General features: G+C 61.7%; 19 protein-coding genes and 1 pseudogene. 15 read left to right on the top strand and 5 right to left on the bottom strand.

Going from position 1 to position 18,309, the window contains the following annotated elements; genetic code table 11:
- The first annotated feature begins 6 nt into the window (after window positions 1-6).
- The 3 genes from NKH93_RS18480 to clpA all read left to right on the top strand — a co-directional run bounded on the left by NKH93_RS18480 (window position 7) and on the right by clpA (window position 3,412).
- Entirely contained in the window at window positions 7-336 is a 330-nt protein-coding gene (locus tag NKH93_RS18480; protein WP_352471661.1) for a phasin family protein, read from the top strand.
- A 274-nt stretch (window positions 337-610) separates the two neighbouring features.
- The gene (gene clpS, locus NKH93_RS18485; RefSeq protein WP_352971281.1) at window positions 611-937 is read left to right on the top strand and encodes an ATP-dependent Clp protease adapter ClpS; all 327 of its coding nucleotides are present in this window, start codon (window positions 611-613) and stop codon (window positions 935-937) included.
- Between the two features lie 6 nt (window positions 938-943).
- Window positions 944-3,412 carry an ATP-dependent Clp protease ATP-binding subunit ClpA gene (gene clpA, locus NKH93_RS18490; RefSeq protein ID WP_352613749.1) on the top strand — a complete coding sequence of 823 codons (2,469 nt, stop codon included), beginning with the start codon at window positions 944-946 and terminating at the stop codon, window positions 3,410-3,412.
- 94 nt (window positions 3,413-3,506) lie between these two features.
- Here the strand turns inward: clpA and NKH93_RS18495 are convergent, their stop codons facing one another.
- The 4 genes from NKH93_RS18495 to NKH93_RS18510 all read right to left on the bottom strand — a co-directional run bounded on the left by NKH93_RS18495 (window position 3,507) and on the right by NKH93_RS18510 (window position 6,521).
- Entirely contained in the window at window positions 3,507-3,938 is a 432-nt protein-coding gene (locus tag NKH93_RS18495; RefSeq protein ID WP_352540572.1) for an HIT family protein, read from the bottom strand.
- Window positions 3,939-4,058: 120 nt separating this feature from the next.
- Window positions 4,059-5,273 (bottom strand): GNAT family N-acetyltransferase, encoded by a 1,215-nt coding sequence (locus NKH93_RS18500; protein ID WP_352971283.1) that lies wholly within the window; start codon window positions 5,271-5,273, stop codon window positions 4,059-4,061.
- A gap of 40 nt (window positions 5,274-5,313) precedes the next feature.
- A complete protein-coding gene (locus NKH93_RS18505; protein WP_352540570.1) occupies window positions 5,314-6,042 on the bottom strand; it encodes a glycerophosphodiester phosphodiesterase in 729 nt (242 codons plus the stop codon).
- 14 nt (window positions 6,043-6,056) lie between these two features.
- Window positions 6,057-6,521 (bottom strand): RidA family protein, encoded by a 465-nt coding sequence (locus tag NKH93_RS18510; RefSeq protein ID WP_352448812.1) that lies wholly within the window; start codon window positions 6,519-6,521, stop codon window positions 6,057-6,059.
- 138 nt (window positions 6,522-6,659) lie between these two features.
- On the opposite strand from NKH93_RS18510, the gene NKH93_RS18515 reads away from it, so the two are divergent.
- From NKH93_RS18515 to tsf, 5 genes are all read left to right on the top strand, one after another.
- Window positions 6,660-7,487, top strand: coding sequence for a cell envelope integrity EipB family protein (locus NKH93_RS18515; protein WP_023674927.1), 828 nt, complete (start codon window positions 6,660-6,662; stop codon window positions 7,485-7,487).
- Between the two features lie 135 nt (window positions 7,488-7,622).
- Window positions 7,623-8,921, top strand: coding sequence for a lysophospholipid acyltransferase family protein (locus tag NKH93_RS18520; RefSeq protein ID WP_352540569.1), 1,299 nt, complete (start codon window positions 7,623-7,625; stop codon window positions 8,919-8,921).
- 42 nt (window positions 8,922-8,963) lie between these two features.
- Window positions 8,964-9,242 (top strand): DUF4031 domain-containing protein, encoded by a 279-nt coding sequence (locus NKH93_RS18525; protein ID WP_352971321.1) that lies wholly within the window; start codon window positions 8,964-8,966, stop codon window positions 9,240-9,242.
- A 204-nt stretch (window positions 9,243-9,446) separates the two neighbouring features.
- A complete protein-coding gene (gene rpsB, locus NKH93_RS18530) occupies window positions 9,447-10,244 on the top strand; it encodes a 30S ribosomal protein S2 (RefSeq protein ID WP_031211288.1) in 798 nt (265 codons plus the stop codon).
- 119 nt (window positions 10,245-10,363) lie between these two features.
- Window positions 10,364-11,287: a translation elongation factor Ts gene (tsf, locus tag NKH93_RS18535; RefSeq protein ID WP_352471655.1), complete on the top strand. Its 924-nt coding sequence runs from the start codon at window positions 10,364-10,366 to the stop codon at window positions 11,285-11,287.
- Here the strand turns inward: tsf and NKH93_RS18540 are convergent.
- Window positions 11,277-12,226 (bottom strand): annotated as a pseudogene (locus tag NKH93_RS18540) (LysR family transcriptional regulator). The gene tsf and the pseudogene NKH93_RS18540 sit on opposite strands and share 11 nt — an antisense overlap.
- Window positions 12,227-12,340: 114 nt before the next feature.
- Here NKH93_RS18540 and NKH93_RS18545 point away from each other — a divergent pair.
- The 7 genes from NKH93_RS18545 to rseP all read left to right on the top strand — a co-directional run bounded on the left by NKH93_RS18545 (window position 12,341) and on the right by rseP (window position 18,269).
- Window positions 12,341-12,769, top strand: coding sequence for a nuclear transport factor 2 family protein (locus NKH93_RS18545; protein ID WP_352471652.1), 429 nt, complete (start codon window positions 12,341-12,343; stop codon window positions 12,767-12,769).
- Window positions 12,770-12,823: 54 nt separating this feature from the next.
- Window positions 12,824-13,930: an aldo/keto reductase gene (locus NKH93_RS18550; RefSeq protein WP_352471651.1), complete on the top strand. Its 1,107-nt coding sequence runs from the start codon at window positions 12,824-12,826 to the stop codon at window positions 13,928-13,930.
- 131 nt (window positions 13,931-14,061) lie between these two features.
- The gene (gene pyrH / locus NKH93_RS18555; protein WP_352474282.1) at window positions 14,062-14,784 is read left to right on the top strand and encodes a UMP kinase; all 723 of its coding nucleotides are present in this window, start codon (window positions 14,062-14,064) and stop codon (window positions 14,782-14,784) included.
- A gap of 91 nt (window positions 14,785-14,875) precedes the next feature.
- The gene (gene frr / locus NKH93_RS18560; protein WP_084640965.1) at window positions 14,876-15,430 is read left to right on the top strand and encodes a ribosome recycling factor; all 555 of its coding nucleotides are present in this window, start codon (window positions 14,876-14,878) and stop codon (window positions 15,428-15,430) included.
- Window positions 15,431-15,462: 32 nt separating this feature from the next.
- The gene (locus tag NKH93_RS18565; protein ID WP_352971289.1) at window positions 15,463-16,185 is read left to right on the top strand and encodes an isoprenyl transferase; all 723 of its coding nucleotides are present in this window, start codon (window positions 15,463-15,465) and stop codon (window positions 16,183-16,185) included.
- Window positions 16,186-16,188: 3 nt separating this feature from the next.
- Entirely contained in the window at window positions 16,189-17,022 is an 834-nt protein-coding gene (locus NKH93_RS18570) for a phosphatidate cytidylyltransferase (RefSeq protein WP_352448820.1), read from the top strand.
- 104 nt (window positions 17,023-17,126) lie between these two features.
- Window positions 17,127-18,269, top strand: a complete 1,143-nt coding sequence (gene rseP, locus NKH93_RS18575) for an RIP metalloprotease RseP (protein WP_352685775.1) — start codon at window positions 17,127-17,129, stop codon at window positions 18,267-18,269.
- Window positions 18,270-18,309 lie beyond the last annotated feature (40 nt).

Below are 18,309 nucleotides of genomic sequence, written 5' to 3' on the forward strand. Positions count from 1 at the left end.
CGTGAAATGACCCAGACCTATGAAGATTTCAGCAAATACGGCAAGGAATTTGCGGACACCGGATTGAAGAGCTTCGCCTCGCTGTCCAAGGGGGCGCAGGCTATCGCCGCCGAGGCGGGTGAGTACACCAAGAAAAGCTTCGAAGCCGGTAGCGCCGCTGTCGAGAAGCTCTTTTCCGCCAAGTCGCTGGACAAGGCGATCGATATCCAGTCCGACTATGCCAAGCAGTCCTATGAGAGCTTCGTCACCGAGGCCACCAAGCTTGGCGATCTCTATGCCGAACTCGCCAAGGAAGCTTACAAGCCGTTCGAATCGATCGTCGCCAAGGCGAAGTAAATTCGACGAACATTCCGAGCCGGCCCTTGGGCTTGCAAAGACAGACCCGGTCGCGAACGCGCGGCCGGGTTTTTTCATGCCAGCTCGAAATCGGGGGCCTGCGGTCTTCACGATTTGAAAAATCGGTCAAGTTTGGCCACCTAGCCATATTGTCAGCTAAACAGAAGGGCTTAAAATCGTCCATCGAACACCTACATGTCGAGCATGCATGAGGATTCGAAAGAGGCAGGACTACGTGACTATAGGTTTGACTGCCACGAGCTACGTGGTGCGAATGCAGAACGGCAGCAACGGCAATGAGGCCGGTCGCGGCACGGCCGTCATCACGCGCACAAAAACCAAGGCCAAGAAGCCCAGTCTGTATCGGGTCCTCATTCTTAACGACGACTACACACCCATGGAATTCGTGGTCCACGTGCTGGAGCGCTTTTTCCAGAAGGACCGCGAAGCCGCCACACGCATAATGCTTCATGTTCACAATCATGGGGTGGGCGAGTGCGGGGTCTATACATTCGAGGTGGCCGAGACCAAAGTGTCTCAGGTCATGGATTTCGCCCGACAGAATCAGCATCCGCTGCAATGCGTGATGGAGAAGAAGTGAGGTAACATGCCGGCTTTCTCCCAAGGCCTGGAAAAGGCGCTTCACCAAGCGCTGACGCTCGCCAATGAGCGGCACCATGAATATGCAACCCTTGAACATTTGCTGCTCGCCCTGATCGACGACACCGAGGCGGCCGCTGTCATGCGTGCCTGCAACGTCGATCTCGACGAGTTGAAGCATACGGTCCTCACCTATATCGACACCGAGCTCGACAACCTCGTCACCGGCTACGATGAAGATTCCAAGCCGACTGCCGGTTTCCAGCGCGTCATCCAGCGCGCGGTGATCCATGTGCAGTCGTCAGGCCGCGAGGAAGTGTCCGGCGCCAACGTGCTCGTCGCCATCTTCGCCGAGCGCGAGAGCCACGCCGCTTACTTCCTGCAGGAACAGCAGATGACCCGCTACGACGCGGTCAACTACATCTCGCATGGCATCGCCAAGCGCCCCGGCGCTTCCGAGACGCGGACGCCGCGCGGCGCCGACGACGAGCAAGGCAGCCAGAGCGGAGCCGAGCCGCAAGAGGAAGGCGGCAAGAAGAAGCAGCAGCAGGACGCGCTGACTGCCTATTGCGTCAACCTGAACAATAAGGCCAAGGCCGGCAAGATCGATCCATTGATCGGTCGCGAGAGCGAGATCAACCGGACCATCCAGGTGCTGTGCCGCCGCTCCAAGAACAACCCGCTCTATGTCGGTGATCCTGGCGTCGGCAAGACGGCAATCGCCGAAGGCCTCGCCAAGCGCATCGTCGAGGGCGACGTTCCCGAAGTGCTGCACAATGCCACCATCTTCGCGCTCGACATGGGCACGTTGCTGGCCGGCACCCGCTATCGCGGCGATTTCGAGGAGCGGCTGAAGCAGGTCGTCAAGGAGCTCGAGGATTATCCCGGCGCCGTGCTGTTCATCGACGAAATCCACACCGTGATCGGGGCAGGGGCCACCTCCGGCGGGGCCATGGATGCGTCGAACCTGTTGAAGCCGGCGCTGTCTTCGGGCGCGATCCGCTGCATCGGCTCGACCACCTACAAGGAGTTCCGCCAGTTCTTCGAGAAGGACCGCGCGCTGGTGCGGCGCTTCCAGAAGATCGACGTCAACGAGCCGACTGTCGAGGACGCCATCGAGATCATGAAGGGCCTCAAGCCCTATTTCGAGGAGTTCCACAAGGTCCGCTACACGAGCGAGGCGATCAAGGCTTCGGTCGAGCTCTCGGCGCGTTACATCAACGACCGCAAGCTGCCGGACAAGGCGATCGACGTGATCGACGAGACCGGCGCCTCGCAGATGCTCGTGCCGGAAGCCAAGCGCAAGAAGACCATCGGTATCAAGGAGATCGAAGCGACGATCGCCACGATGGCGCGTATCCCGCCGAAGACGGTTTCCGCCGACGACGAGAAGGTGCTGCAAGGCCTCGACATCGAGTTGAAGCGCGTCGTCTACGGCCAGGACACCGCGATCACCGCGCTGACTTCGGCCATCAAGCTGGCGCGAGCCGGCCTGCGGGAACCGGAAAAGCCGATCGGCTCGTACCTGTTCTCGGGTCCGACCGGTGTCGGCAAGACGGAAGTGGCCAAGCAACTCGCCGCGTCGCTCGGCGTGGAGCTGATCCGCTTCGACATGTCGGAGTATATGGAACGCCACACCGTTTCGCGGCTGATCGGTGCCCCTCCCGGCTATGTCGGGTTCGACCAGGGCGGCCTTCTGACCGATGGCGTCGACCAGCATCCGCATTGCGTGCTGTTGCTGGACGAAGTCGAGAAGGCGCATCCGGACCTGTTCAACATCCTGTTGCAGGTCATGGACCACGGCAAGCTGACCGACCATAACGGCAAGCAGATCGACTTCCGCAATGTCATCCTGATCATGACCACAAATGCGGGCGCGTCCGATGCGCAGCGCGCGGCCATCGGTTTCGGTTCGACCAAGCGCGAAGGCGACGATGTCGAAGCGATCAACCGGCTGTTCACGCCGGAGTTCCGCAACCGTCTCGATGCGATCATTCCGTTCGGCTCGCTGCCGGTGCCGGTCATCCATCAGGTGGTGCAGAAGTTCGTCATGCAGCTGGAAGCGCAGCTTTCCGAGCGCGGCGTGACATTCGACCTGTCGCAGGAGGCGATCGCATGGCTGGCCGACAAGGGCTATGACGAGCGCATGGGCGCCCGGCCGCTTGGCCGTGTCATCCAGGAGCACATCAAGAAGCCGCTGGCCGACGAGGTGCTGTTCGGCAAGCTCAAGAAGGGCGGCACGGTACGTGTCACCGTCGAGAAGAAGGAAACCGGCGAGACCGGCCTGAAGCTCGAATCGCTCGCCGACGAGGCGCCGGTGAAGCCGAAGAAGGAAGAGCCGGACGACGTGCCGAAGGCCAAGAAGGCCGTGGCGAAGAAGCCCGCCGCGAAAAAGGCGGTGGCGCCGAAGCCGGAGCCGAAAGGCAAGGATGGTGGCAAGCGCAGCCTTGTGCCGCAACTGCCGCGTAAGAACTGACGAATCCACAAGTCAAAAAAGCCCCGGCACCGGGGCTTTTTTTATGACATTTTCCGGTTAACCGCCCGGCGCCCGCCAGGGCGGTTGCGCCGGTTCAGCTTGCCAGCGCCATCCGTATCTTGCCGGCGTTTTCGGCCAGGACTTCAGGCTTTTCCATCTGTCCGCTGTGCGGCTTCAAGGGAATGCCGTCGAAGCGCGGAATGACATGGACATGGAGGTGGAAAACGGTCTGCCCCGAAGCTGGTTCGTTGAACTGCATAACCGTGACGCCATCGGCATCGAAGGCCTTCTTTACGGCCCGCGCAACTTTCTGGACGTGAACGAAGAGCGGGCCAAGCACCGCCGGATCCGCGTCGAGCAGGTTGCGCGACGGCGCTTTCGGCACCACCAGCGTGTGACCCTGCCCTTGCGGCATCACATCCATGAAGACGATGACCGCGTCATCTTCGTAGACGTGGTGCGAAGGGATTTCTCCGCGCAGGATTTTTGCGAAGATGTTGCTGCTGTCGTAGGTTGCTTCGGCCATGCGGCGCGCTCCGGTTCTTGGCTCGCTGTCTGGTGTAGCGAAGCTATTCCGGGCGGGCAAGACGATCGGCCGACATCGGCCATGCGGCCCGTGCGGCTGAGCGAGTGGGGTCTCGCTGCTCTACTCCGCCATGTCCTTGCGGAACGGGGTGTGCTCTTCCAGATATTCGCTCATCCGCTCGACTTCGCGCCGCTCGCGCTGGAGGTAGTCGGCCACTGCATTGCGCAGACCTGGATGGGCGATGTAGTGCGCCGAATGCATCGTCACGGGCCGGTAGCCGCGCGCCAGCTTGTGCTCGCCCTGCGCACCGGCTTCAACCACCTTCAGCTTGCGCGAGATGGCGAAATCGATCGCCTGATGGTAGCAGACCTCGAAATGCAGGAACGGGTGGTCCTCGATGCAGCCCCAATTGCGGCCGTAGAGCGCGTCTGAACCGATGAAGTTGATGGCACCTGCAATGTAGCGCCCGCTGCGTTTGGCCATGACCAGCAGGATGTCGTCGGCCATGCGTTCGCCGATAAGTGAGAAGAAATCGCGGTTGAGGTAGGGCCGGCCCCATTTCCTGCTGCCGGTATCCATGTAGAACGCGAAAAAGTCGTCCCAGGCCTTTTCGGTCAGATCCTTGCCGGTCAGCCAGTCGATCGAGATGCCGTCGGCGAGGGCCTCGCGCCGCTCTTTCTTCATTGCCTTGCGCTTGCGCGAGGCTAACGTTGCGAGAAAATCGTCGTAGCTCGAAAAGCCTTCGTTGAAGAAGTGAAACTGCTGGTCGGTGCGATGCAGGAAGCCGGCCGCCGCCAATACCTGGACGTCGTCCTCCGGCGCGAAAGTAACATGCGCGGAAGACACGCCGAGCTTATCCGTCACCGCCTTCAGGCCCGCCGCAAGACCGGCCTTGACGGTGGGGCTGTCCTCGCCCCTGCCGACCAGCAGGCGAGGGCCGGTGACGGGTGTGAACGGCACCGCGCATTGCAGCTTCGGATAGTAGCGCCCGCCGGCGCGTTCGAACGCGTCCGACCAGCCATGGTCGAAGACATATTCGCCCTGGCTGTGCGACTTCAGATAGCAGGGGACCGCTCCGAGCAACTTGCCTCGCGCGGTTTCCAGCCTGAGGTGATGGCCTTGCCAGCCTGTGCGCCGAACAGCGCAGCCGGAATCTTCCAGCGCGCTCAAAAAAGCGAATGAAACAAGCGGGTTGTAGCCGTATTCTGCATCGCCGCGTGTAGTGCCGCCGAGGCTGTCCCATTCAGCGCTGGTAAAGGCGCCGATGCCCGCGGCGATGCGGATCGACAGCTCCGCATTCGCCGTTTGTCTTTCGCAGTCGTCCCCTTGATCCATGAGGTTTACTTAAGCTCGCTGCGGACCCATACAAGCCCGCTCAGGCGAGCCGTACCAGATCTGGCTCGAATCCTTCGAACGTCATCTGGTCGGCATATTTGAAGGTCAGGTCGACGGCAGGCTGGTCGTGCACGGTCCAGGTGATCACCGGCATGCCGAGTCTCTCTCGCACGAAGGAGACGAACCGGTTCGGCAGGTCGCCGGCAGCGTAGGAGGTGAAGGCGATGTCATGCGCCAGCATGGCGAAATGCGCCTCGATCAGGTGGTTGTCGTTGCCATAGGCGGTCAACCCGCCGGGTATGCCGGGTGCATATTTCGGGAACTCGCGGATCAGCCAATGGTCGAACGACATGATCGCGGTCTTGCCCTTGTAATGCTTGAGCATCTTGCCGACGCTTTCGACCAGGCCTTCGTCGTGCCCGGCAGCACCTTTCAGCTCGACAACCATCGGCACATGGCCGTCGACCAGATCAAGCGCCTGCTGCAGCGTCGGCAAATGGTCGGCGGTGCCGCCGACCTTCAGCGCCGTGATCTCGGCAGCCGTACGCTGCCAGACGAAGCCGTCCTCGCCGGTCAGCCGCCGCAGATCGCCATCGTGGATGATGACGGGGACGCCGTCGGATGATAGGTGCACATCGCATTCGATCGCGTAGCCGCGCTCGGTCGCCGCAGCGAAGGCGGAAAGGGTGTTCTCCCAGCGCGTCTTGTTCATGTCGTGGAGGCCGCGATGGGCGACGGGCCGGGCGGTCAGCCAGGAAAGATCGGTCATGGTTGCAGTCCCGGTCATTCGACTTCGAAGATCGCTTCGATTTCCACTGCGGCATTAAGCGGCAGGGAGGCGGTGCCGACGGCGGAGCGAGCGTGCTTGCCACGATCGCCGAGCACGGCGGCGAGAAAATCCGAGGCGCCGTTGGCAACCAGATGCTGTTCGACAAAATCCGGTGCCGAGGCGACGAAGACGGTGATCTTCACCAAGCGACGGATTTTCTCGAGATCGCCAAGTGCCGCCTGAGCCTGGGCCAATATGTTGATCGCACAGTATTTTGCGGCTTCCTTGCCGGTCGCGGTGTCGACATCGCGGCCAAGCAGTCCGCTCGCCTGGAGCTTGCCCTCCTTGAGCGGCAACTGCCCGGCGGTGAACAGCAGATTGCCGGTCCGGCAATAGGGCACGTAATTGGCGGCGGGCGCGGCGGCGGCCGGCAGCGTCACGCCGAGATCGCTTAGCCGCTTTTCGATTGTTTCGCTCATGCTATTTCCCTATTGCTTGAAGGTGCCGCGCAGGCCGGGCCGAAATTGCTATTTTTGCCTCGCTTCCGCCACGACTTTTTTTAAGCTGGACCATCTTTCCATGCGGCTTGCCACTAGCCGCGATGATCGGAGCACCCCATGCGCGCAACGCGCCTCGCATTCAACGCCGTTCTCTTGACAGCGGCTTCCTGGGCGGCTCCCGCTTTTGCGGTGCCTGCGCTGCAGGCGCATCGTGCTGTTTACGACATTTCACTCGACAAGGCTTCAGACCGTTCCGGCATTACCGGCATCACCGGCCGCATGGTCTACGAGTTCAACGGCTCGCCTTGCGAGGGCTATACGGTAAAGTTCCGTTTGGTGACCCAGATCGTAACCAGCGACAACACAAGGCTGACCGACCAGCAGATGACCACCTTCGAGGATGCCGAGGGCAAGACCTTCTCCTTCGTGAACAAATCCTTTGTCGACCAGAACCTCGACAAGGAGGTCAAGGGTACCGCAACGAAGGAAGCCAACGGTCTCAAGGTCGATATCGACAAGCCCGAGAAGAACAGCCTGGAACTCGCGCCGACCCAGTTCCCGACCCAGCAAATGGTCGAAATGATCGGCAAGGCGGAAAAGGGCGAGCGTTTCTACGAAACCAACCTGTTCGACGGCTCTGAGGACGCCAACAAGGTGGTGACCACCACCGTCGTCGTCGGCAAGCAAGCCGATGCCGACAATGCCGATCCGGAAGCGCCGGCGCTGGCCAAGCTCGCCACCGACAAATACTGGCCGGTCGACATCGCCTATTTCGATGATGCCGACAAAGGCGGCGAGGAGGTGCCGGAATACCGGATCAGCTTCAAGCTGCACAAGAACGGCATCACGCGCGATCTCGTCATGGACTATGGCGAGTTCTCGATGACCGGCAAATTGGTCAATCTGTCACTGTTCGATCAGCCTAAGACCTGCCCGTCTAAATAAGCTCGAGTGAACGGCAAGCCGCCGGCCGCTATCCGGGATAGTAGCGCTTAATCTTGCGGGGCAAGTCGCATCGACTTGAGCATGCCGCAATTGCCTATCAACGTTTTATTACCGTATGCGCCGCGGGGGAGCAGGTTGAGCAGGATCGACGTTTTTGTGGCGCCGCGGCCCAATGCGACACTGATCAACGCTATGACATTCGTCAACCGGATTGTCATGCTGCACGGCATTCCGGGGTTTCGCGACCTGTTGCCATTCAACCGTCTGGCCGGTTTGCGCGGCGTCGCCAATGTCCGCCACATCGATTTTCCGGAGGATGACCGGCAAAGGCTGAAGGCTTGTTGCGGCGCGGGCAAGGCGACGTTCATCACGCCCAACCATCCTGAATTCTTTACCGACTGGATGATCGACAAGGAGGTCGTCTCGCGGGTAAGCCCGCTGGCGGCATCCTGGGCCACGCACGGCGTCGTCAACGGGCTTGGCCGGCTGATGCAGAAATTCTGGTTGGCCAACAATCTGATCGCGCAAATCCCGGGCAACAGCGCGGCCGCCAAGGAACATTCGGTGGCCTGGGCGCTGAAGGGGCACGGCGTGCTCCTGCATCCCGAAGGCGGTGTCGGCTGGCATGCCAACATCATTGCCCCGCTGCTGCCGGGCGCGGTCGAAATGGGGTTCGAGGCGTTGAAGCGCGGCCGCCTGACGGATCCGGATTTCAAGGTTTGGATCGCGCCCGTGATCTGGAAGCTTGCTTTCACGGGGAATGTCGAGGCAGCGCTGGCAAAGGAATGCGCCTATGTCGAGCACAGCCTGAAAATCGAACGCCGTGCCGCCGATTCGCTGCCGGAGCGCATCCATCATATCTATGCGACGTTGCTGTCTCGCGATGAGGCTGCATATGGCCTGCGGTCCGATGAGCGGGCTTCGTATGACGCACGTCAAAAGGACCTGCTGACCGAACTCGGCCGTCGCCTTGCCGAACTTGTCTCGGTCGACGCCGGCACGCTCGACAATGCCGACCTTTTGCGCCGTTCGCGGCGCTGGCTGCGGGAAAGCACGGATGGCAGCGGAAGCCAGAAGCAGGTCCGAACGCTGGCAGATGCGATCCAGCGCCTGCAGCGTGTCGGGCCGTGGGCCTCAGCCAACCCGCGCATCACGCAGGAGGAGATCGCCGAACATTTGAAGCGGATCCGCAACGATTATTGCAAGGGTACGCTGCGCGATGCGATCAACCGTTTCGTGCCGCAGCCGGCAGGCCCACGTCGCGCCTATGTCCGGGTACCGGAGCCGCTAGGCTTGCACGCCTATCAAGGCTCCGTCGAGGAGGCACTCGCCGAACTGCACGACCGGATGCAGGAGACCGTCACCAAGACGATGACGCAACTCGAGGCTGGCGGCGGCTTCATTTTCTATGCCAATCCCTTCTATCATCGTTAGCGGTGTGTTGGTCGGCGCAAGATGAAGGAGTGCGGCAAGCCTGTGGCGGTCTATGTCGATGCGGCGATCTGGAAATGGGTCGGCCACCGCTGGTGTCATCTGCTGGCAGACGACACCGACGAGCTGCATCGCTTTGCCGGGCAGCTCGGCATCAAGCGCGCGTCCTACCAAGGACCGCCAAAGACATCTGCGCCGCACTATGACATAACCGGGTTCGAGCGCGACCGCGCAGTGCGGTTAGGCGCCATCGAGTGCAGCCGCGAGGAGATCGTCGCCGTTTTCCGGCGTGTGCGGGTGCCGAAGGGGAAGATGCTGCGATGACACCGGTGCGCTGATCGCCGCGCGCTGAACCACAAGATGCCACAACGCTTGCGTTTGTCGCGCTTCCCCTCTATATGCGCGCTCATTCCACACACGGACTTTGGTGTCTGCCCGGGAGAAATCCGGCTGAAACCTCCGGTGGCGTTCGAGGACAAAGTCCAAAAATGCCTGTGTCCGTGGAGGCTAACCGGAAAGGAAATAAGAATGGCTCTGCCTGATTTCAGCATGCGCCAGCTATTGGAAGCTGGCATTCACTTCGGCCACCAGACCCACCGCTGGAACCCGAAAATGGCGCCCTATATCTACGGCGCCCGCAACAACATACACATCATCGACCTCTCGCAGACGGTGCCTTTGCTGCACCAGGCGCTGAAGCAGGTTTCCGACACTGTTGCCAAGGGCGGCCGCGTGCTGTTCGTCGGCACCAAGCGCCAGGCCTCCGACATCGTCGCCGATGCCGCGCAGCGCTCGGCCCAGTACTATGTCAACTCGCGCTGGCTCGGCGGCATGCTGACCAACTGGAAGACGATCTCGAATTCCATCCAGCGCCTGCGCAAGCTCGACGAAATGCTGGCCGGCGAGGCTCAGGGCCTGACCAAGAAAGAGCGCCTCAACCTCGACCGCGAGCGTGAGAAGCTCGACAAGGCGCTGGGCGGCATCAAGGATATGGGTTCGACGCCCGATTTGATGTTCGTGATCGACACCAACAAGGAAGCGATCGCCATTCTCGAGGCCAAGCGTCTCGGCATCCCGGTCGTTGCCATCATCGATTCCAACTGCGACCCGGACAAGATCGACTTCCCGATCCCCGGCAATGACGACGCGGCCCGCGCCATCCAGCTGTATTGCGATTTGATCGCGAAGGCAGCTATCGACGGCATCGCCCGTCAGCAGGGCGCGCTCGGTGTCGATATCGGCGCATCGGTCGAGGCTCCGGTCGAGCCGGCGCTCGATCAGACCCCGGCCGCCGAGAGCCCGGCAGCCCAGACCCCGGAAGCATAGTAGCGAAGGCCGGCTGCGGCCTTCATCTTTCCAATATGTTGGCGCGGTAAGCGCTACCAGCACCAGGCGCATCATCGAAAATCGATGGTGCGTCAGTGCATTTAGACAAAGAGGCGACAATGAGCATTTCGGCTGCACAGGTCAAAGAACTCCGCGACTTGACCGGCGCGGGCATGATGGACTGCAAGGCGGCGTTGAACGAGACCAACGGCAATATGGAAGAAGCCATCGACTGGCTGCGCAAGAAGGGCATTTCCAAGGCCGACAAGAAGGCTGGCCGTACCGCTGCCGAAGGCCTGATCGGCGTAGATTCCGGCGTCCGCGAGGCAGCGATCGTCGAGGTCAATTCCGAGACGGACTTCGTTGCCCGCAATGCTGCGTTCCAGGAGATCGTCGCCAATGTCGCGAAGGTCGCGCTTGCCTATGGCGGCAAGACCGAGGCCGTTGCCGCCGCTCCCTATCCGGGATCGGGCAAATCGGTCGCCGAGACCATCAAGGACGCTGTCGGCACCATCGGTGAGAATCTGGGCTTCCGCCGCTCGGCCAAGCTCACGGTCGAGCACGGCGCTGTCGCAACCTACGTTCACAATGCGGTCGCCGACGGCCTTGGCAAGCTCGGCGTGCTGGTGGCCATCGAGACGACGGGCAACGCGCATGCCGCCAACGCCTTCGCCCGTCAGGTTGCCATGCATGTCGCTGCCACCAATCCGATGGCCCTGACCACCGAAGAGCTCGATCCGGCCGCAGTGGAACGCGAGAAGGCGATCTTCGCCGACCAGGCGCGCCAGTCCGGCAAGCCGGAAGCGATCATCGAGAAGATGGTCGAAGGCCGTTTGCGCAAGTTCTATGAAGAGGTCGTGCTGCTCAAGCAGGCTTTCGTGCTCAATCCCGACATTACCGTCGAGAAGGCGCTGAAGGATGCCGAGAGCGAAATAGGCGCGCCAGCCAAAATCGCTGCCTATCTGCGCTTCGCGCTCGGTGAGGGTATCGAGAAGGAAGAGACCGATTTCGCGGCGGAAGTCGCGGCAGCGGTCAAGAAGTAACTATTCGTTTGAAAGGCTTTTTTCGGCCGGGTATCCGCGAGGATGCCCGGCCGATTTCTTGCGCGGTGTCGATGAAGGCGCGGAGCTTCGGGGCCATCGCGGCGCGGCGCGGGAAATAGAGGAACAGTCCCGGTTCCTCGATCGATGCCTCGCCAAGGACTTCGACCAGCCGGCCTGCCTCGATGTCAGGCTTGACAAGCGGCTCGAACAGATAGGCGAGGCCGATGCCGGCAAGCGCCATTTCCCTTGCCGACAGCGGATCGCTGACGACCACGCTGCCGCGTGTCTCGACGCTGATATCCTTGCCCTGATCGGATAGATCCCAGTGATAGAGCGCACGTGATCGCAACAGCCGATAGCCGATGCAGTTGTGCACGGCGAGATCGGCCAACGCCCATGGCCGCCCGCGCCGGGCGACATAGGCCGGCGAGGCAACGATGATGCTGCGGAAAGGCCCTGTCAGTCGCACCGTCACCATATCCTCGGCGATCATCTCGCCCAGCCGGATGCCGGCGTCAAAACCCTCGCCGACGATATCGCTCAGACGTTCGTCGGTGACGATCTCCACCGTCACGTCAGGGTAACGTTCCGCCATCGCCGTCAGGATGGGCATCAGCGCCAGAGGCAGCGCCAAACGCGGCGCGTTTATCCTGAGCAGTCCGCTTGCCCGGCCTTTGACAGAGCGGATACGTTCGATCCGGTCGGCAATGTCTTCCAGCGCCGGCTCCGCCGCAGCGACAAGCGCGGTGCCAGCCTGGTCAGCGAGACGCTGCGCGTGGTGCGGGCAAACAACGGCTGGCCGATTCGCTCCTCTACCAGCCGAACCGCATGGCTGACCGCTGACGGGCTCATGCCGAGCTCGGCGGCTGCCGGCGCGAAGCCGCCACGCCGCGCGACGGCAACGATTATAGGTAGGTGGCTAAGCAGATCGCGGTCCATTCATGCATGATATCGCATAGTCCATTCGGATAATGCAATCTTATCGGTGGGGAAAGGAGGGCGCATCTTTGGCTACATCACACGGCAATCGCCGAGCAGCCAAGGAGACGTCTAATGACCGACCTCGATTCCGGACGAACCCGTAATATCGAGACCGTGCGTAAATTCTTTGATCTGATGCACCGCAAGGACATTGAGGCATGGGGCGACCTTTGGGCTGAAGATGGCCGTATACTTGTCTTCTACCCGCCGGCAGGATTTGGAAACAGCATCGATGGTAAGGCCGCGATCCTGGCGGCCTTCCGAGGCCTCTTCGGTAATTTCGAATCCTTCGATTCGCAGCTGACAGCCATCTATCCGGCAGCGGATTCGGACGCGATCGTCGTTGAGTACAAGAACCGCGCGGTGCTGATCGGCGGCACTGAATACACCAACAGCAATATCGCGATTTTCCACTTCAAGAGCGGTCTGATCAGCGCCTACCACGATTATTTCGATCCGCGCCGCTTCCAGGTGGTGGTCGATGCGCTGGCCAAGGCCTGACTGCGTATCCCAGGCAAGACCTCAATCCCGCTTTTCAAACTTCAGGAGAAATCCATGACCATGTCCTACTACACGCTCGGCAACAGCGGGCTGCGTGTCACCCGCCTGGCGCTCGGCACCATGACGTTCGGCACGGAATGGGGCTGGGGCGCGGAGAAGGAAACCGCGCGCGCCTTGGTTGATGCCTATGTCGAAGCCGGTGGCAATTTCTTCGATACCGCCGATCTCTATACCGGTGGCACGGCCGAAACCTGGCTCGGCGAATTCATCGCCGAGCGCGGGCTGCGCGACAAGGCGGTGATCAGTACCAAATTCACCTACAACGCCGAACCGGGCAACCCGAACGCCGGGGGCAACGGCCGCAAGAACATCCTGCGGGCGATAGACGGTTCGCTGAAGCGGCTCGGCACCGACTACATCGATCTCTACATCCTCCATACCTGGGACAGGCTGACGCCGCCGGAGGAGGTGATGCGGACGCTGGACGATCTGGTGCGCGCCGGAAAGATCCGGCATGTCGGTCTGTCCGACGTGCCGGCCTGGTACGCAAGCCGGGCGCAGGCCGTCGCCGAGCATCGCGGCTATGAACCGGTTTCGGCGCTTCAGCTCGAATATTCGCTGGCCGAGCGCAACATCGAGCACGAGTTCGTACCGTTCGGCACGCGCTATGGCGCCGGAATCATGGTCTGGAGTCCATTGGCCAGCGGCCTGCTCAGCGGAAAATACCGTTTCGATACAGTCGTCGAGGATGGTGGCCGGCTGGAGACAATGCGTGGTTCGACCAATCCCGGTTTCCAGAAATTCACCGATCGCAACTGGCAAATCGTCGCCGAACTGGAGAGGGTTGCCGGCCAGCTCGGCCGCAGCATGGCCCAGGTCGCCCTGAACTGGACGGCCAACAGGCCAGGCATTGCGTCCGTCATCGTCGGCGCCACCAGGCTTGACCAGCTCAAGGACAATCTCGGCGCGCTTGATTTCGACATTCCCGAAGATCTTCGGGTACGGCTCGATGCGGTGAGCCGGCCGGTCACGCCCTTTCCGTATTCGTTCTTCGGCCCTGAAATACAAGGCGGCCTGACCGGTGGGCAGGCGGTTGGCGGTAAGCCGGCAAGCTATCTGCCGGATCTGCTCATGCGAGGCACTTTTGCCGGCGTGAGCTGACGGCTATCCAGGTCCACGATCTCAACTTCCGGCTCGGGCGCCGCGTGACATCGCGGCGCCCTTCGTGTATCGGAACGCCCAGTGTTTCGGGGCGCACCGAAACGCGTCACACGCACGATGACGAGGACCAGATGACGGTGAAGCCCCTCTACCGACGTGTCTTGCTGAAAGCGTCGGGCGAAGCGTTGATGGGCGAGCAGCATTTCGGCATCGACGTATCGGTGGTCGACCGCATCGCCGCCGACATCGCCGAGGCCCGCGCATTGGGCATCGAAGTCGGTGTCGTCATAGGCGGCGGCAACATCTTCCGTGGCGTCGCGGTTGCGTCAAAAGGCGGAGACCGCGTCACCGGCGACCATATGGGCATGCTTGCCACGGTTATCAATTCGCTGGCGTTGCGCACCTCGCTCAACAAGATCGGCGTCGACGCCGTGGTGCTGTCGGCGATCGCCATGCCCGAGCTTTGCGAAAGTTTTTCGCAGCGTCAGGCGACCGCCTACATGAACCAGGGCAAGGTCGTCATCTTCGCCGGCGGCACCGGCAATCCGTTCTTCACCACCGATTCGGCTGCAGCCCTTCGCGCCGCCGAGATCGGCGCCGATGCTCTGTTCAAGGGCACCCAGGTCGATGGTGTCTATTCGGCTGATCCCAAGAAGGACCCGGATGCGACACGTTTCGAGCGGATCAGCCATGACGAAGTCATCAAACGCAGGCTTTCGATCATGGATACGGCGGCGATTGCACTTGCGCGCGAAAACAACATTCCGATAATCGTCTATTCGATCCACGAGAAGGGTGGCTTCGGCGATATCCTGAGGGGCGGCGGCCGTTGCACGGTTGTCGCAGACGATTGACCGGACCATGAACCCGAAAGGGACCGGTTGCGGATGAGGCTCGAACAGGGCCTAAGCAGTGAACCCGGGTTAACGGGTCGAGGAGACGATGATGAGTGGCGAGTACGACGATCTCAAACGGCGCATGGACGGGGCGATCGCCGCGTTCAAGCATGATCTGGCTTCGCTGCGCACCGGCCGCGCGTCGAGCAACCTGCTCGATGCCGTCCAGGTGCAGGCCTATGGCACCACCATGCCGATCAACCAGGTGGCAACAGTGTCGGTGCCGGAACCGCGCATGATTTCGGTTTCGGTCTGGGACAAGTCGATGGTCAGCGCAGTCGACCGCGCCATCCGTGAAGCCAATCTCGGCTTCAATCCTATCGTCGACGGTACCAATCTCAGGATTCCGCTGCCCGAGCTCAACGAACAGCGCCGCAAGGAGCTGGTCAAGATCTCGCACGGTTATGCCGAGAATGCCCGCGTCGCCGCACGCCACGTTCGCCGGGACGGCATGGACTTTCTGAAAAAGGCGGAAAAGGACGGCGACATCAGTGAGGACGACCATCGCAAACGGGCCGACCAGGTTCAGAAACTGACCGACGAGACAATCAGCACCATCGACCACCTGCTTTCCGACAAGGAAGCGGAAATCATGCAGGTCTAGGGTCTGGCCACGCCTGGCCCGGAAGCGAGAATATGGCAACGCCCGCGCATGTCGCGATCATCATGGACGGAAACGGACGCTGGGCCAAGGCGCGCGGCTTACCGCGGCTGGCCGGTCACCGCGCCGGCGTCGAGGCGCTGCGCAAGACAGTGCGCGCCGCACCCGGCCTCGGCATCTCCTTCCTGACCGTCTACGCTTTTTCGTCGGAAAACTGGTCACGGCCGAAATCCGAAGTCAGCGACCTCATGGGCCTGCTTAAGCTTTTCATCCGACGTGACCTCGCCGAGCTGCACCAGAGTGGGGTGCGGATCAGGGTCATCGGTGACAGGGCGGGGCTGCAGCCCGACATAAGGGGGCTGCTCGAGGAAGCCGAAATGCTCACTCTCAGCAACGAGGCGCTGACACTGGTCATTGCCTTCAATTACGGCGGGCGCGACGAGATCGTGCGCACCGCGCGCAAGCTCGCAGCGGCGGTGGCGCGCGGTGAGATCGAGAGCGAGGCGATCACGGCCGATTCCTTTGCCAGCTCGCTCGATACAGAGGGCATTCCGGACCCGGAACTGGTCATCCGCACCAGCGGCGAGCTTCGGCTGTCCAACTTTCTGTTATGGCAGGCAGCCTATAGCGAACTCGTTTTCCTGCCTTGCTACTGGCCCGACTTCAGTCGCGAGCACCTGTCCGATGCACTGCGCGATTTCGCCGGCCGCGAGCGCCGCTTCGGCGGACTTGCCGCCCAAGATGTCGCCTCAGGCTGAGGAATGAGCAACCTCCAACTCCGGGTCATTTCGGCCGTCGTGCTTGCCATCGTCACGCTTGCCCTGACCTGGCTCGGCGGACTGTCCTTCCGGTTGCTTTGCGCTGCCATGGCGGCGGTCATCTTCTACGAGTGGACGCGGATGAGCCGCCCCGTTGCCCCGGCAGGTGCTGGTGCTACGGCAGGTCTCGGCTTTCTGCCCGAGGCGCTGATCGTGGTCTTTATTGGTGCCCTCGTCGCCGGCCTGCCTGCGTCTTTGCTGCTGCCGCTCGTCGCGGCTCTGGTTGCTGTCACTGCCGTCGCTTCTTCCATGCGCAGGGCAGGACCGTGGGAAGCATCCGGCCTTGCCTATGCGGCCGTGTCCGGCTTGTCGCTGGCCTTCTTGCGTGACGGCGACCATTCAGGGCTGCTGGCCATTCTGTTCCTATTCGCCGTGGTTTGGGCGACCGATATCTTTGCCTATTTCGTCGGCCGCTCCATCGGTGGTCCAAGGCTGGCGCCGTCGATCTCGCCGGGCAAGACGCGGAGCGGGGCGCTCGGTGGGTTGGTCGGCGGCGTAGTGGCCGGGCTGCTTCTGGCCGCCGTAGCCGGAACGGGCAACCTCGTCGTGCTTGGCGTGGTCGCACTGGTGCTTTCGATTGTCGCGCAGGCCGGCGACCTGTTCGAATCATGGGTCAAGCGACGCCACGGCCGTAAAGATTCCGGCACGCTGATACCCGGCCATGGCGGCATCATGGATCGGGTAGATGGGCTTGTCGCGGCGGCTTTCGCCCTATACGTCATCGGCTGGATTTCCGCGACCGCCGACCATCCGGCACAGGGGCTGTTTCCGGTTTGAACGGCATCGTCGGTGGGCCGACGCGGGGCTGCGTCATGGATTCGCCTGGATTGATGTCACAGTCGCGGCGTGATCTGTGCCGTGGATGAATTTGAGGGCATGAATTGAACGAGATTTTTCACGCGGTTTTCAGCACAGAGGGCTTTGTCCTCGGCACGCTGGTGCCTTTCCTGTTCGTGCTGACCGTGGTCGTTTTTGTCCACGAAATGGGCCATTACCTCGTCGGGCGTTGGTGCGGTATCGGCGCAAAAGCCTTTTCCATCGGTTTCGGCCCAGAGATCATCGGCTTCAACGATAGCCGCGGCACGCGCTGGAAGCTTTGCGCCATACCGCTCGGCGGCTACGTCAAGTTCGTCGGCGACATGAACGCGACGTCGAGCCAGCCCAGCTCGGAGGAGATCGAGGCACTGAGCGACGAAGAACGCAAGGTGGCCTTCCACACGCAGCCGATCTGGAAGCGCGCGGCGACCGTCGTGGCGGGGCCGCTGTTCAACTTCCTGCTGACGATCGCCGTCTTTGCCGTGCTGTTTTCCGTCCATGGCCGGCCCGTGCTGGAGCCGATGGTGGCTGAGGTCACTGTCGGCAGTCCGGCCGCCGCGGCCGGCATCATGCCCGGCGACCGATTCGTCAGCGTCGACGGCAGCAAGGTCGAGACCTTCGCCGACGTCCAGCGTCTGGTCTCTGGCCGCGCCGGCGACAGCATCACCTTCGTCATGCTACGCGGCGGCAAGGAAATCACCGTCACGGCGACGCCGCGCTTGATGGAACAACAAGACGCACTGGGCAACAAGGTCCAGGTGGCCGTGATCGGCGTCGTCAACAACAACGAACTCGGCCAGCCGCGGCTGATCACCTATAGTCCGGCCGGGGCGGTCGGGGCAGCGGTCCAGGAAACCGGACACGTCATCCAGCGTACCGGCCAGTTCCTGCAACGTTTCGTTGTCGGTCGCGAGGACAAGTGCCAGCTGGGCGGCCCCATCAAGATCGCCAAGATGTCGGGTCAGGCGGCAAAGCTCGGCTTTGAATGGCTCGTGCAGCTTGTTGCATTCCTGTCAGTCGGGATAGGGATTCTCAACCTTTTGCCGATTCCCCCCCTCGACGGAGGGCATCTTCTGTTCTACGGCGTGGAGGCTGTCATCCGGCGGCCGGTGTCCGAACGCATGATGGAAATGGCTTACCGAAGCGGCCTCATATTGGTGCTCGGGTTCATGGGCTTTGTTTTCTGGAACGATCTGTTTGGGTGCTGAAATCATGAAGGAATTTGGCTTCGGCACGAGCAATGTTGAG

This window comes from Mesorhizobium sp. M0954, assembly GCF_040319155.1.
Taxonomy (GTDB): Bacteria; Pseudomonadota; Alphaproteobacteria; order Rhizobiales; family Rhizobiaceae; genus Mesorhizobium.

What these genes read in the sequence shown, in the direction of transcription:
- NKH93_RS18480 (WP_352471661.1), top strand. Translation starts at nt 7, where the DNA reads ATGACCCAGACCTATGAAGATTTCAGCAAATACGGCAAGGAATTTGCG.
- clpS (WP_352971281.1), top strand. Translation starts at nt 611, where the DNA reads ATGCAGAACGGCAGCAACGGCAATGAGGCCGGTCGCGGCACGGCCGTC.
- clpA (WP_352613749.1), top strand. Translation starts at nt 944, where the DNA reads ATGCCGGCTTTCTCCCAAGGCCTGGAAAAGGCGCTTCACCAAGCGCTG.
- NKH93_RS18495 (WP_352540572.1), bottom strand. Translation starts at nt 3,938, where the DNA reads ATGGCCGAAGCAACCTACGACAGCAGCAACATCTTCGCAAAAATCCTG.
- NKH93_RS18500 (WP_352971283.1), bottom strand. Translation starts at nt 5,273, where the DNA reads ATGGATCAAGGGGACGACTGCGAAAGACAAACGGCGAATGCGGAGCTG.
- NKH93_RS18505 (WP_352540570.1), bottom strand. Translation starts at nt 6,042, where the DNA reads ATGACCGATCTTTCCTGGCTGACCGCCCGGCCCGTCGCCCATCGCGGC.
- NKH93_RS18510 (WP_352448812.1), bottom strand. Translation starts at nt 6,521, where the DNA reads ATGAGCGAAACAATCGAAAAGCGGCTAAGCGATCTCGGCGTGACGCTG.
- NKH93_RS18515 (WP_023674927.1), top strand. Translation starts at nt 6,660, where the DNA reads ATGCGCGCAACGCGCCTCGCATTCAACGCCGTTCTCTTGACAGCGGCT.
- rpsB (WP_031211288.1), top strand. Translation starts at nt 9,447, where the DNA reads ATGGCTCTGCCTGATTTCAGCATGCGCCAGCTATTGGAAGCTGGCATT.
- tsf (WP_352471655.1), top strand. Translation starts at nt 10,364, where the DNA reads ATGAGCATTTCGGCTGCACAGGTCAAAGAACTCCGCGACTTGACCGGC.
- NKH93_RS18545 (WP_352471652.1), top strand. Translation starts at nt 12,341, where the DNA reads ATGACCGACCTCGATTCCGGACGAACCCGTAATATCGAGACCGTGCGT.
- NKH93_RS18550 (WP_352471651.1), top strand. Translation starts at nt 12,824, where the DNA reads ATGACCATGTCCTACTACACGCTCGGCAACAGCGGGCTGCGTGTCACC.
- pyrH (WP_352474282.1), top strand. Translation starts at nt 14,062, where the DNA reads ATGACGGTGAAGCCCCTCTACCGACGTGTCTTGCTGAAAGCGTCGGGC.
- frr (WP_084640965.1), top strand. Translation starts at nt 14,876, where the DNA reads ATGAGTGGCGAGTACGACGATCTCAAACGGCGCATGGACGGGGCGATC.
- NKH93_RS18565 (WP_352971289.1), top strand. Translation starts at nt 15,463, where the DNA reads ATGGCAACGCCCGCGCATGTCGCGATCATCATGGACGGAAACGGACGC.
- NKH93_RS18570 (WP_352448820.1), top strand. Translation starts at nt 16,189, where the DNA reads ATGAGCAACCTCCAACTCCGGGTCATTTCGGCCGTCGTGCTTGCCATC.